This window comes from Lentilactobacillus fungorum (assembly GCF_016860605.1).
In the GTDB taxonomy this organism is placed as follows: Bacteria; Bacillota; Bacilli; order Lactobacillales; family Lactobacillaceae; genus Lentilactobacillus; species Lentilactobacillus fungorum.
Genome location: NZ_BNJR01000006.1, coordinates 29,369 through 43,456, shown reverse-complemented (window position 1 = coordinate 43,456; position 14,088 = coordinate 29,369). Strand labels below are relative to the sequence as shown.

The window sequence follows — 14,088 nt, the reverse complement described above, 5'->3', positions numbered from 1 at the left end:
TGCACAAAGCAGAAACTTCCGCATAAAACATCTTGGCCAAAAATCCAAGCCCGGGATTTCCGGCCAAGTAGGCTTAGGCTCCGCTTTCTAACCGCTTTGCTCCGCTCACTATTTTTATAGGAGGTAACTTTTTGGATTACGCACATCAATTGCTTACACGAGAAAAAGTTTTTCGCGACCCGGTTCATAATTATGTCCATGTCAAATACCGAGTAATTTTAGATTTAATCAACACCAGTGAATTTCAACGATTACGGCGAATTCATCAATTAGGAACCACTTCGTTGATCTTTCACGGTGCCGAACACAGCCGTTTCGCTCATTCATTGGGAGTTTACGAAATTGCTCGGCGGATTATCGAATCATTTGAAGAAAATTTTTTATCAACAACGCCCGGCGATGGTTTATGGGATGATTCTGAAAAACTGGTTACTTTGTGTGCCGCCTTACTCCACGATATTGGTCACGGGGCCTATTCACATACTTTTGAACACATCTTTGGCACTAACCACGAACACATTACTCAAGCAATCATTACTTCGCCAACAACCGAAATCAATCAAGTCCTTCAGCGAATTGGACCGGACTTTCCTGAAAAAGTCGCCAGCGTGATTAACAAAACTTATCCAAATAAACAAGTAGTTGAAATGATCTCGAGTCAACTAGATGCCGATCGGATGGATTATTTGCTTCGAGATGCTTATAATACTGGCGTTAAGTACGGAACATTTGACCTTTCAAGAATTTTGGAAGTCATGCGGCCCTATCGAGACGGAATTTGTTTTGAAATGAGTGGGATGCACGCTGTCGAAGACTACATCGTCAGCCGCTTTCAAATGTATCAACAAGTTTACTTTCACCCCGTTTCTCGGGCGATGGAAGTTGTCTTGAACCGACTATTACAACGGGCAAACGAAATTTTTAGTACCAATATCAAGGATAATCCCCAAACACCTTACCTACTATTACCATTTTCCCGTCATGACTTTAATTTAGATGATTATTTGCAATTAGATGACGGCGTCTTGAATACTTATTTCATTCATTGGAAACGATATCCGGATGATTTGTTGAGTAATCTGGCCAGTCGATTTATTGATCGAAAACCTTTGAAATCCGTCAAGTTTGATGACTCAACTCAATCTTTATTACCACGATTGCGAAAAATCATCGAACAGTCCGGTTTTAATCCCCAGTATTATACGGCTGTTGACAATAGTTTCGACCTTCCTTATGATGCTTATCGGCCTGGTAAAAAGCAGATCCAATTGATGCAAGCCGATGGAAGTTTAGTGGCCCTTTCAGCCACCAGCCCCATTGTCGCCGCTATTTCTGATCGTCAAAGCGGTGATAGACGTTTCTTTTTCCCCAGAGAAATTTTGCGACCGGCAGAAAATGTTGATTTATTTCAACCAGAATATGATGAGTTTAACCGCCACATCAGAAACGATCAATTAATTAATTAGAGGAGCGATTTCCCTATGGATATCAAATTGGTTGCCATCGATATTGATGGCACGTTATTAAATGAGAAGCATCAATTAGCAGAACCAACTATTACTGCCATTAAAGCCGTTCGAGAAAAGGGTATTCAAGTCGTTTTATGCACCGGCAGGCCCTTGTCCGGCGTTCAACCATATTTAGACCGCTTGGAGATCAGTGGCGCCAGCGAATTTGCCATTACCTTTAATGGTGCAATGGCCCAAACCCTCTCCGGAGATGTGTTGGTTCATCACACTTTAAGCTATAACGACTTTTTAGAAACGGAAATGCTCAGCAGAAAGTTTGGCGTCCATTATCAGCTCGAAACCATCGACAGCATTTACGCAACCAATCGTGACCTAAGTCCTTACACAATTGGTGAGAGTTACTTAGTCAGGCTGCCGGTTAAATATCGATCACCGGAAGATATTCCCAGTAACTTAGTTATCTCAAAGGTAATGATGATTGATCACCCAGAACTGATAAAAAAAGCCAACCAGCAATTGCCGGCTACGCTGCGTGATAAGCTCTACATTGTCCAAAGCGAACCCTTCTTTATCGAAATAATGAGTAAGCAAGCCAATAAAGGAAAGACGTTGAGCGAATTGGCAACGAAATTGGACTTAACAGCCGATAACGTGATGGCTTTGGGCGACCAAGAAAATGACCTCACCATGATTAAATATGCTGGCTTGGGGGTGGCGATGGGTAATGGTATCGATGAGGTGAAGGCGGCTGCTTCGTTTATCACCAAGCCTAACACGGAAAACGGGGTTGCCTATGCACTCAAGAAGTACCTGCTATAATCTATCAGGACCATTTAAAGCTAAAATCAGGACCAAAAGCAACGTTCAGGTTGCTTTGATCCTGATTTTTTTATTCACATTTTGATAAAAATTTAAATTAGATCATATAATTGTCAGCAAGACACCAAGGACAATTAACACACCGCCAGTGGATAAACAAAACCGTGCGTAACGATTAACCTTGATCGGCTGATTCTTGATTGAAGCAACCTCTTTGGCTTTAGGTGGTTGAGGTTGATTTTCGGTTTCAAGATCAGATTGTTTTTTTCGCGGAATCAATCGCCACCCAGTAAATAGATGGCCAGATCCCACAACAAAAATCGACGCTAGAACCGTTAAAAATAATCCCAGCAAAAAGTCTGCATTCCCTAATGCAATCTTTGGAACACCAACTAAAACCAATAGTAAATTAACCACAATAATACTAACAACAAAGACTGCCGTTAAATTACTTTTAAGCTTTTTAACCATTAACTTTTATCACCACGGAATCGATTTCTAAATAACGGACTGACCGGCTTATCTTCATTAATCCGTTTGATGGCATCACCAATTAAGGGACCCACAGAAACTTGCTTAATCTTATCTAATTGCTTTTCTTTGGGTAACTGGATCGTATCCGTAACTACCAATTGCTTGATTGGTGATTTTTGAATCCGCTCAATTGCCGGTCCGGATAATACCGGATGCGTGCAGCAAGCGTAAACTTCCGAAGCGCCAGCGTCTACTAACGCCTGAGCACCTAAGGTAATTGTGCCAGCCGTATCGATCATATCATCGATCATCAAGCACCGCTTACCTTCAACATCACCAATAATGTTCATAATTTCGGCAACGTTGGCTTCCGGGCGCCGCTTATCAATAATTGCAATCGGTGCCTTTAAAAATTCTGCCAGCGCACGGGCCCGTGATACACCGCCATGATCGGGTGAGACAACGACATCATTACTACCAAAGCCCTCTTTGATGAAATAATCTGCCAGTAATGGTGCCCCCATTAAATGGTCAACCGGGATGTCAAAGAATCCTTGGATTTGAGCCGCATGTAAATCTAATGAAACGACCCGATCCACACCATCAACTTGTAGCATATTTGCCACGAGCTTGGCCGTAATCGGCTCTCGAGAGCGAGCCTTTCGGTCTTGGCGGGCATAGCCATAATAAGGAATCACTACGTTGATCGTTCCTGCACTGGCCCGCCTTAAAGCGTCCACCATGATCAACAGTTCCATTAAATTATCATTAACCGGTGCCGATGTGGATTGAATAATAAAAATATTATCGCCACGAATACTTTCTTCAATGTTAATTCTAATTTCACCGTCACTAAATCTGTCAACTGAGGTCTTCCCAAGGGGGACCCCCACAGTTTCAGCGATCTTTTCTGCCAGGGGCCGGTTCGAGTTTAACGCGAAAATTTTAAGTTTAGAATCAAAATATTGCTGAGACATATGATCCTCCCATACGTTTTTTAGTTCAATTCGCTTTCCCACATTGATTATACATTGTTTTCGCCCAAAATTTCAGCGTTAATCCTTTTGATAAGGTAATTTTTTGAAATATCCCGGTTTATTTGTCTGCCGGCTACGGGCAATCGCCATATCATACTGATTAACTTGACGATTGATAGTAGACCCAGCCGCAATAAATGAATGGTCGCTAACTTCCAGTGGGGCAATCAGATTCGAATTGCTGCCAATGAATGAATCATCACCAACGGTTGTTTCGTGTTTATGGGCACCATCATAGTTAACAAAGATCACCCCACAGCCAACGTTGATATTTCGACCAAGCTTAGCATTTCCAACATAGGTTAAATGACCAATCTTAGTACCTTCACCAATTGAGGCCTTTTTAATTTCTACAAAGTTACCTAAATGAACGTGCTTGCCAATGAAGGCTTCCGGTCGCAAATGACTATTCGGGCCAATGTCTGAATGATCAAGCATTTCCGAATGTTCAATTAATGATGAGGTGATTCGAACATGATCATGAATGATCGAATCCCGAATCTCAGAATTGGCACCAATATAGCAATCTTCGCCAATCACGGTATTTCCCTTCAGCTGGACACCAGGCTCAATAATCGTATCCGGGCCAATTTTGACGTCTGCATCAATATATGTCCGCTCTGGGTCAATCATCGAAATGCCAGCTGACATGTGTCGTCGATTAATTCGGCAGCGCATAATTTTAGTTGCCCGGGCCAATGCAATCCGATCGTTGACTCCCATTGATTCATCAAAATCCGCCATTTTATAAGCCGCAATCGTTTGACCTTCTGACTTCAAGATTTCAATCACATCGGTCAAATAATATTCACCTTGGGCGTTATGATTATTAATCTTGTGCAACGCTTCAAATAACGCACGGTTATCAAAAACATAAACCCCTGTGTTAATTTCATCGATTGCCTGTTCTTCTTTAGTGGCGTCCTTTTGCTCAACAATCTTTTCAACGATCCCCAAGTCATTTCTGACGATTCGCCCATAACCAGTCGGATCGGGGGCTTTGGACGTCAAAATCGTGACCTTGGCCTTTTTATTTTGATGATAGGTAAATAAGTTTTCGAACGTCTTGGTAGTTAGAAGCGGGGTATCGCCGCTGACAACCATCGTCATCCCGTCAAGATGTCCTAATAACTGCTCAGCTTGTAAAACTGCATGCCCCGTTCCTAGTTGCTTTTCTTGAACAACGTATTGCGTTCGATCAGCCAAATTGTCTCGAACCGCATCAGCGCCAAAGCCAACAACCGTGACAATGTTATCCATGTGAGCCCCTTCGACTGCTGATAAAACGTGGTCGACCATTGTTTTGCCGCATAAGCGGTGTAAAACTTTATACAATTTGGACTTCATTCGAGTCCCTTTTCCTGCTGCAAGTATGATTGTGTTCTTTGTTGCCATAATAGATTGTTCTCCCCAATACATTCTAATTAAAAATCTTTTCTAAATAATTTCCAGGTTGGGAAATCACTTGATTGTCCTTAGCATCAACTCGCATCAATGACGTATAGTTGCCGATCGAACGACCATCTGGTGCCGTACTTTCCGCCACGACGCCAACACCAATTAAATGAGCGTCGAATTCTTCAACCATCGAGATCATCCCACCAACAGTGCCACCGCCACGCATGTAGTCGTCAACGATTAAGACATTGGATCCAGCCTTTAGACTTCGTTTAGACAGCGACATCTTTTCAATTCTTGTCGACGATCCCGAAACATAATTGACATTTACAGTTGAGCCTTCAGTAATTTCGGTGTCATGTCTGACAATTACAAACGGGACGTTTAAGAAATCAGCCACACTTTGGGCAATCGGCACGCCCTTAGTCGCAATTGTCATCACGGCATCAACATCCTGATTTAAATACTGGGTGGCAAAGATTCGGCCAATTTGGCGCAAAGTTGCCGGGCTGCCCAATAAGTCAGACATATAAACGTAACCACCAGGCAAATACCGCGTGCTTGATGCCATTTGTTTAATGAGATGATTAACGACCTCTTCGGCCTCTTCTTTTAAAATATAAGGCAAAAAGCGGGTCCCACCTGCGGCACCAGGAATTGTTTCGAGTAAGCCCGTCCCCCGAGCTTGAAAAGTCCTTTTTAAAATGGTTAAGTCTTCACTAATCGACGATTTGGCAGACCCATATCGGTCAGCAAAAAACGTCAGCGGCACCAACGTGTGGGGCCGCTCAAGCAAGTACCTGGTCATATCAATTAACCGGTCGCTTCTTCGTACTTTCAAAAATTCCACCTCTATTTTATGTAACATCTAACAAAATTTTATCATAAATGTTCGTCTTTAGGGGATTATATCGGAAATTAACCGGAATTGATAGTCTTTTATTCACTCTTACTGCGAATAAAGTTATAGAAAAGCGAAACACCATAAATGACCGCTTCAATTGCGGCGATAAAGAATGTAACTGGCCAGTTAGTTAAATAACCTAAATAAAGACCGATCCAAACACCGAATAATGCAAAGATAATTGCCAATCCCATCATCCTAACGACGGTATGCGTAAAATACTTAGCACTTGATGCTGGCAGGGTTAACAAAACAAAAATTAATAGTGACCCAACGATTTGAGCCGCAACACTTACATTAAAGGCCAGAATAACTAAAAAGACCAAAGAGATGAGGCGACTATGGATATGATTGGTTTGTGCGCCGACTGAATCAAACGAATCATCTTTCAGATTGCGATAAATGAGCAATAAAACAATTAATACCAAAACGGAGAGGGCCGCCATTTGAATCACGTCTTGCCGACTAATGCCAATGACACTTCCAAACAAGATATTTGTGGCATAACTGGAGTTTTTGCGGGATAGTGACAAAAAAAGGATACCCAAGCCAATAAACAACCCCGAAATGGCGCTAATAACCGACTCTCGCCTGGATTCAACTGCGCCGCTTAACTCACCGACCATAATGGAACTCACGGTAGTAAACGCCAACATACCATTTAGTGGCGTCCAGCCAACAAAAATCCCAAAAGCGGCACCAGCAAATCCAATTTCCGATAATGTATGCGTCATAAATGGCATATTTCTGGCAATCACAAAGACGCCCATCATCCCGCTGACAATTGCAATTAGGGTACCAGCTAAATAGGCGTTTTGCATAAATTCAAAACTAAACATATTGGCCCTCCTTGTTTTCATTGTGCAAATTTTTAATCGAACCAAACTCGTACTTGCCCTTTTGCAGCCACAAGTAATGATCTGGATACTCATGAATCATCTGCATATCATGAGAAACAAAAAAGATGGTCAATCCCATTTCTCGATTCAACCGTAACACGACATCTAGGAGTTCTTTTTTTGTGTTTGGGTCAAGGCTAGCCGTTGACTCATCAAGGATAAGTAAATCAGGTTGATTAATCAACGCCTGGGCTAGGTAAGCTTTTTGTTTTTCACCACCAGAAGCAAGTCCCAATGGTCGATCGGCAATCTTAGCCAGCCCAACCTGTTGGATGACTTTCTTAACCCGCTGACGCTCCTTTTTAGATAGCCAGGGCAACTTAATGCCAGTAAAGTTAAGCGCGATGAAGTCCTTAATCGATAGCGGATATTCAATATCAACATTCCTAAACTGGGGCACATACCCGATCTTAACACCTTCTTGGATGACCAGCTTACCGGCGGAAGGACGCAATTGTCCTAAAATCACCCTCACCAAAGTGGTTTTACCGATGCCGTTTTCGCCGATGACACCCAGAAAGTCACCACGGTTGACTTGAAAACTCAAGTCGGATAAAACGGGGTGATTAGGAAAACTTAGTGATAAGTTTTCAACTGAAATTAACGTTTCGCTCAAATCGAATCCCTCCAACAGTTAATGTAAAAAGTAACAATTACTATTTTAGTTTAGAGTAAAATTGCAGTTTGTCAATCACAAAAGACAAACCAAAAGGGCTGCCGGACCAAAAAATGGGTTTGGCAACCCTAAAAATTATCGCGTGATTTAAAAAGATGGGTTCGCTCTGATATCAGTCTTTTAACCCGTTTAAATGCTTGCTAAAAGTTATTAGTTATCGTGACACGTTGGCTGAGTGACATAGACTTCATGACAAAATCCAGAAATACTATTATAGATCCGTTTGGCTCGTGACTCACTACGACAAACACCAAAAACAGTTGGGCCACTACCGCTCATTTGAGAACCATCGGCACCATACTTCAATAGCCGATCCTTGATGATTCGAATTTGCGGATGACTTGCCGCTGTGATCGGCTCTAGCGTGTTCCCAAGATTCGCCACAATTTGGTGATAATTCTGTTGCGCAATGCCAGCTAATAACTGATCAATCTCTGGATGATTAATCCTGGAATAACGCAATCGGCGAAGAATTCGCGGGGTTGAAACGCTCACGTTAGGTTTAGCAAGAACAAACCACATCTTTGGTAACGGCTTTAATGGCGTCACAATCTCGCCACGGCCGCTCACTAACGCCGTCCGCCCATAGACGCAATATGGGACGTCGGAATCAATCTGTAGCCCCAATCGAGCCATTTCTTCGAGCGATAAGTGGGTCATAAACATCTCATTGAGTGCTCTTAAAACCGCCGCAGCATCCGAGGACCCCCCACCCAAACCGGCAGCTACTGGAATACGCTTTTTAATTTTAATTGTTAATCCGCTAGTGATACCCGTTTCCTGTAAAAACAAGTGAGCTGCCTGGTACGCTAAGTTCCGTTTATCATTCGGCAAAAAGCCACTATCAGATATAATTTGAATCATCTCCGAGTGGTTCGTCTCAACCTGAACGTGATCACTTAAGCCAATGGAGGTCATCACCATTCGCCATTCGATTGTCCCATCGGGGTGGGTAAAGGGCGTATCAAGTCCTAGGTTCAATTTGGCCGGAGCCCGAACGATTCTCTTCATTTACGCCACCACCCCTGCTATGAATTACTTATTATTATAAAAATTATACTAAATAATCGCCTAGTTGTCAGTGACTATCAAGAAGAAAAGGGCAAAATAAAAAGGCCATTTGGCCCCCGAAATGACGCATCTTACTAATTTGCCTGGGCAACGTCAAAGTCGACTTCGATATTTTTAGTTAAAATATCCGTATAACTATAAGAGACGCGCTCAAAGCTAGACTTCCCCGGGTCCAGCTCAACGACAAAAATTGCCGGAAAAGTTTCCCTTAAAATCCCATGACGTTTTGTAGTTTTCCTTCGGCCAATTTGCGAAGTTACTAAAACGTGTTGGCCAATGTGGCCGTCCATCTTATGCTTGATCACTGATAAAGTAACTGGCATCCAACTCACCTCACGATAATTTACTATACCACATGAGTTATGAAAATGCAAATTTTACCACAATCCCATTTTCGTTGCAACCAGAATAATCTAAAGATTAGCTTAAGATGCCGTTATCGTGGCAGGCATTGCATAATTGCACGAATTGCGTTACAGTCAGTTGCTCAGCGCGGTCAGTTGGATTAATTTGAACTGAATTTAACACTTTAGTTATCGTTTCCTTAGTATCATCCGCTTTACCAAAAAATCCTAATAGATTATTCCAAAGGGTTTTTCGCTGGTGCATAAAGCACCCCCGAACAAAACCGGCAAATCGTTTTTCATCAAATGGTTTCACTGACCGATTCTCTCTTTTGGTTAGCCTTACAATCGCCGAATCAACTTTAGGCTGCGGAATAAAGGCAGTTTTGGGAACAATAAATGAGATATCCACCTGATTCATTTCCTGGACAATGACAGACAATGATCCATAAGCCTTCGTACTTGGCGAAGCAGTTAACCGCTCAGCGACTTCTTTTTGCATCATCACTACAATTGATTCAAAGTGAAGCGGGCTGGCCAATAGATTCATCACAATTGGCGTCGTTATATAATACGGCAAATTGGCTACAACTTTAAGCGGCCGATCACCTGGTAACAACTCGGCGACGATTTTTGGTAAATTGGCCTTTAAAATGTCTTGATTGAGAATTTGAATATTATCATATGGTGCCAACGTCTCTTTGAGGACGGGTAATAAATTTTGATCAATTTCAAAGCCAAGTACTTGATGAGCCGACTGAGCAAGTTGTTCAGTTAAGCCCCCAATGCCGGGACCGATTTCGATGACGTCATCCGTTTTTTTGATTTTGGCAGCCTCAACGATTTTGGTCAAAATGTTTAAATCAACTAAAAAATTCTGGCCGAGGCTTTTCTTGGCCGATAGCCGATAACGGTTCAATATTGCCTGCGTCCTGGCAGGACTGGCAATTGCAGGATATTCAGTCATTTGTATGCTCCCCATCAATTTTTCTAATTGCGTCAATAAATGCCTCATGAGTGATGCCAAACATTCGTAAACGGTGTTGCAGCTGTTTACCATTGACGTAACCGATATTTAGTAACTCACCCAATTGCCGGCGGCGCTGCTTGGCTTCTGGGTTACCCATCAAGCCATGGGCCATAAGCTCTTCTCTAGAAATTAACTCTGTAGCCGAATCATCTTCGGTGTAAACGCGACTCAAGGCCCTACGGATGTCTTCAATGCTTGCATGTTCCACTCCCAGAGAACCATCGGACCTTGATGGCACGCCTTGTTTTTTAGTAATAAAAGCATGCTTAGCGTTAGGAACCGCCTCGGCAACCGTCCTGCGAATCTTTTCGCCGGAAAAGTCCGGATCTGTAAACACGATGATGCCTCGAGTTGCTGCTAACTGTTTAATAAGTGCCAGCGTTTCGTCTGGAATGGCTGATCCTCTAGTTTCGATTGTATCGGCATCGACTGCCTGCTGGATACGTTTAGTGTCATCCTTACCTTCAACGACGATCACTTCTTTTATTTTTTTCATTTATCCTCAATTCCAAATAAGTGCAAACTATTTTCATAAGTATGGTCAGCAATGATTTCAGGGTTAACATCACAGAACCTGGCAATTGCTTCGACCGTGTATAACGTGTAGGCTGGTTCATTTTGTTTACCTCGCAATGGTTCGGGAGCTAGGTATGGCGCATCGGTTTCAACCAACATCCGATCAAATGGTGTATGGCGAACCGCTTCGTGAACTTCGTGCGTTTTCTTAAAGCTGGCAACGCCACTGTAGGACACTGACATCCCCAGGTCAAGAAACTTCTTTAGCCACTCAACGTCGCCGTTAAAACTATGCATCACCCCACCGATCTGCCAAACGGCCATTTCTTTTAAAATGGCATAAGTATCTTCAAACGCATCTCGATTATGCACCGAAATTGGTAAATGAAGCTGCTTGGCAATCTCAATTTGGCGCTTGAAAACAGTCTTTTGAACGTGTCTCGGTGAAATTGTCTGGTGATAATCCAAACCAATTTCACCAACTGCAACTACGGATGGACTTTGCAGTTGTTCAATCAATAGTCGTTCCTGGGCTTCGTGATAATGAATCGAGTCCTCTGGGTGCCACCCAATAATTGAATACATATTGGGATACGTTGCCGCCAATTCAAGTGACCGATCATTTAAGAGTTGATTGGAGCCGACATTAGCCAACTTAACAACGCCCAGCTGATTGGCGTGCCGCGCATATTGAGCAGCTTGTGGATATAGTGACTCATCATTTAAATGAGTGTGAGAATCAAAAATTTTCATTGAATTACCTCGTAAAGTGAGCGGAGCAAAGCGGTTAGAAACTGGAGCATAAGGCATCTTAGCCGGAAATCCCGGGCCTGGATTTTTGGCCAAGATGTTTTATGCGGAAGTTTCTGCTTTGCGCAGCTGTCCTAATAAAGTGAGCGGAGCAGAGCGGTTAGAAAGCGGAGTGTAAGGCTCCTCAGACAGAAATCCCCGGGCTTGGGATTTTTGGCTGAGGTGCTTACACGGAGCTTTCTGCTTTGCGTAGCTGTCCTAAAATCAGTGAGCGGAGCAAAGCGGTTAGAAAGCGGAGCCTAAGTTTCTTTGGCCGGAAATCCCGGGCTTGGATTTTTGGACAAAGGAGCTTAGGTGCAGCTTTCTGCTTTGCGCAGCTGTCCTAATAAAGTGAGCGGAGCAAAGCGCTTAGAAACTGGAGCATAAGCCTCCTCAACCAGAAATTCCCGGGCTTGGATTTTTGGCCAAGAAGAACCCATCCAGAGATCCCTGCTTGCCAGAGCTAGCCGACTAAGCAAGAAAGCAGGACAGGAGGCATTTGCCTGCAACTGTCCCACTCTTTTTAACTAACCTTTATTCTAGTGTCATGCCATTTTCAAATTGAGGGTTAACCGTTACTAATTCGACATGCCCATCCTTGTGTTCAACGGATAGTAACATTCCTTGGCTAACTTGCCCCCGCATTTTTCGTGGCTTTAAGTTGGCAACAATAATGACTTTTTGGCCAATCAACTTCTTGAAGTCTGGATACCATTCAGCAATTCCTGAAAGAATTTGTCGATCACCATCGTCACCGGCATCCAAACGGAATTGAAGTAATTTATCGGCCCCTTGGACTTTATTAACATCCTTTATTTCAGCAACTTTTAATTCGATCTTTTCAAAGGCATCAAACCGAACCTCTTTTTTACTGAGATTCAACTGGGTAGTTTCCGGATCAAAGTCATTTTCAGCGGCGGCTTTCATTGCTGATCGCCCCTTTGCTTTATCGGTTTGAGTCATTTGCTGCTTAATAAAGGCCACTTCCTCATCAACGTCAACTCGTGGGAAAATTGGTGTCCCTTTGGCAACTGCCTTAGCGCCGGTTGGTAAATCCGAAAAGGCAAGGTGCTTTAAGTCGATGGTTTCGTCTAATCCGAGTTGATTGAAAATTTCCTTTGGCGCATGGGTCATGACCGGACTAATAAGTTCTGCAATGACCCGCAGGCTGGCAGCCAAATGAGCCATCACGGAATCCAATTTTGCTTTGTCATCTGGATTTTTGGCAAGCTGCCACGGTTCAGTTTGATCAATATATTTGTTAGACTGTGCAACCAATTTCCAAACTTCACTTAGTGCATCAGAAAAGTGCAGCTCATCCATTAACTCTTGATAGCGTGTGATAACTTGAGTAGCAGTGGTCTCTAATTCGTTGTCAAAATCTGTTACCCCGGATTTTAATTCAGGTAACAAGCCACCTTCATATTTATTGATCATCGAAACCGTTCGATTCAACAAGTTACCTAAATCATTGGCTAGATCATAATTTAGGCGGTCAACAAAATCTTCTGGCGTAAATAAGCCATCATTAGCATATGGCATTGCCCGCAGTAGATAATAGCGGAGCGCATCCAAACCATAACGATCAACCAACGTTTCCGGATAAATAACGTTGCCCTTTGATTTGGACATTTTACCATCCTTCATCAATAACCAGCCATGGCCAAAGACTTTCTTGGGCAGCGGTAAACCAAGTGCATGGAGAATGATTGGCCAATAGATCGTATGGAATCGCACAATTTCTTTACCAACCATCTGAACGTCAGCAGGCCAATATTTCTTGAAATTACGGTCATCCTTACCATCATAACCTAAAGCAGTAATATAGTTCGTTAATGCATCAATCCAAACGTAAACCACGTGCTTAGGGTCAGACTTGACTGGAACGCCCCAATGAAAGGTTGTCCGCGAAACGGCCAAATCTTCCAAGCCAGGTTCAATAAAGTTCTTAATCATTTCATTCATTCGAGCCGCTGGTTGGATAAAATCGGGATGATCCCGATAATATTGAAGTAGCCAGTCAGCGTATTTACTCATCTTAAAGAAATATGACTGTTCATGAACCAATTGCACTTCATGGCCACTTGGGGCTTTGCCACCAATCACCTTACCATCATCATCTCGATAAACTTCTGCCAGCTGGCTTTCAGTAAAGTATTCCTCATCGGAAACCGAGTACCAACCAGTGTATTCGCCCAGATAAATATCGCCCTTGTCGAGTAATTCTTGAAAAATGTCCGCCACTGCTTTTTCATGATAGTCATCGGTCGTTCGAATGAACTTAGTATTGGAAATTTCCAACTTTTGCCACAACTGTTTGATAGTGGCAGCCATCTGGTCAACGTAGTCTTTGGGAGACATCCCCAGCTTATCGGCCTTTTGTTCTATTTTTAGTCCATGCTCGTCAGTCCCGGTCAAAAAGAAAACATCGTAGCCCATCGCCCGCTTGAAGCGAGCTTCGGCATCACAAGCGATTGTCGTGTAGGAGTTACCAATATGTAATCTTCCTGAGGGATAGTATATAGGTGTTGTAATATAAAATGTTGGCTTACTTTCTGCCATGAAAGATCCTCTTTTCCAAACTGATAATCTTAATAATTACAATCAAGTATAGCAAAAAAAGCGATCGATAGCGATGAAAATTAAAAAGTCAGTTCACTAT

The 14,088-nt window shown here is 42.8% G+C and carries 14 protein-coding genes; 2 read left to right on the top strand and 12 right to left on the bottom strand.

The window, feature by feature from the left end; translation table 11 throughout:
- Positions 1-131: 131 nt before the first annotated feature.
- Both YK48G_RS02765 and yidA read left to right on the top strand, forming a co-directional pair.
- Positions 132-1,466, top strand: coding sequence for an HD domain-containing protein (locus YK48G_RS02765; RefSeq protein WP_203629190.1), 1,335 nt, complete (start codon positions 132-134; stop codon positions 1,464-1,466).
- A gap of 15 nt (positions 1,467-1,481) precedes the next feature.
- Positions 1,482-2,288: a sugar-phosphatase gene (yidA, locus tag YK48G_RS02760; RefSeq protein ID WP_203629189.1), complete on the top strand. Its 807-nt coding sequence runs from the start codon at positions 1,482-1,484 to the stop codon at positions 2,286-2,288.
- Between the two features lie 102 nt (positions 2,289-2,390).
- On the opposite strand, the gene YK48G_RS02755 is transcribed toward yidA, so the two are convergent.
- From YK48G_RS02755 to metG, 12 genes are all read right to left on the bottom strand, one after another.
- Entirely contained in the window at positions 2,391-2,759 is a 369-nt protein-coding gene (locus tag YK48G_RS02755; RefSeq protein WP_203629188.1) for a DUF3899 domain-containing protein, read from the bottom strand.
- Positions 2,759-3,739, bottom strand: coding sequence for a ribose-phosphate diphosphokinase (locus tag YK48G_RS02750; protein ID WP_203629187.1), 981 nt, complete (start codon positions 3,737-3,739; stop codon positions 2,759-2,761). Before YK48G_RS02750 ends, YK48G_RS02755 begins: the two co-directional genes overlap by 1 nt.
- A 78-nt stretch (positions 3,740-3,817) precedes the next feature.
- Positions 3,818-5,194: a bifunctional UDP-N-acetylglucosamine diphosphorylase/glucosamine-1-phosphate N-acetyltransferase GlmU gene (gene glmU, locus YK48G_RS02745; RefSeq protein WP_203629186.1), complete on the bottom strand. Its 1,377-nt coding sequence runs from the start codon at positions 5,192-5,194 to the stop codon at positions 3,818-3,820.
- Positions 5,195-5,219: 25 nt separating this feature from the next.
- A complete protein-coding gene (gene purR / locus YK48G_RS02740; RefSeq protein ID WP_203629185.1) occupies positions 5,220-6,038 on the bottom strand; it encodes a pur operon repressor in 819 nt (272 codons plus the stop codon).
- Between the two features lie 98 nt (positions 6,039-6,136).
- A complete protein-coding gene (locus YK48G_RS02735; RefSeq protein ID WP_203629184.1) occupies positions 6,137-6,940 on the bottom strand; it encodes a metal ABC transporter permease in 804 nt (267 codons plus the stop codon).
- On the bottom strand, positions 6,933-7,616 hold the full coding sequence (locus YK48G_RS02730; RefSeq protein ID WP_203629183.1) for a metal ABC transporter ATP-binding protein: 684 nt from the start codon (positions 7,614-7,616) through the stop codon (positions 6,933-6,935). The genes YK48G_RS02735 and YK48G_RS02730 overlap by 8 nt, the downstream gene beginning before the upstream one ends.
- A gap of 210 nt (positions 7,617-7,826) precedes the next feature.
- Positions 7,827-8,687, bottom strand: a complete 861-nt coding sequence (gene ispE, locus YK48G_RS02725; protein WP_203629182.1) for a 4-(cytidine 5'-diphospho)-2-C-methyl-D-erythritol kinase — start codon at positions 8,685-8,687, stop codon at positions 7,827-7,829.
- A 134-nt stretch (positions 8,688-8,821) separates the two neighbouring features.
- Positions 8,822-9,070, bottom strand: coding sequence for a Veg family protein (locus tag YK48G_RS02720; protein ID WP_203629181.1), 249 nt, complete (start codon positions 9,068-9,070; stop codon positions 8,822-8,824).
- Positions 9,071-9,167: 97 nt separating this feature from the next.
- Positions 9,168-10,058, bottom strand: coding sequence for a 16S rRNA (adenine(1518)-N(6)/adenine(1519)-N(6))-dimethyltransferase RsmA (gene rsmA / locus YK48G_RS02715; protein WP_203629180.1), 891 nt, complete (start codon positions 10,056-10,058; stop codon positions 9,168-9,170).
- Positions 10,051-10,617 carry a ribonuclease M5 gene (gene rnmV, locus YK48G_RS02710; RefSeq protein WP_203629179.1) on the bottom strand — a complete coding sequence of 189 codons (567 nt, stop codon included), beginning with the start codon at positions 10,615-10,617 and terminating at the stop codon, positions 10,051-10,053. Before rnmV ends, rsmA begins: the two co-directional genes overlap by 8 nt.
- The gene (locus tag YK48G_RS02705; protein WP_203629178.1) at positions 10,614-11,390 is read right to left on the bottom strand and encodes a TatD family hydrolase; all 777 of its coding nucleotides are present in this window, start codon (positions 11,388-11,390) and stop codon (positions 10,614-10,616) included. Before YK48G_RS02705 ends, rnmV begins: the two co-directional genes overlap by 4 nt.
- 570 nt (positions 11,391-11,960) lie before the next feature.
- Positions 11,961-13,988: a methionine--tRNA ligase gene (metG, locus tag YK48G_RS02700; protein ID WP_203629177.1), complete on the bottom strand. Its 2,028-nt coding sequence runs from the start codon at positions 13,986-13,988 to the stop codon at positions 11,961-11,963.
- Positions 13,989-14,088: the final 100 nt, after the last annotated feature.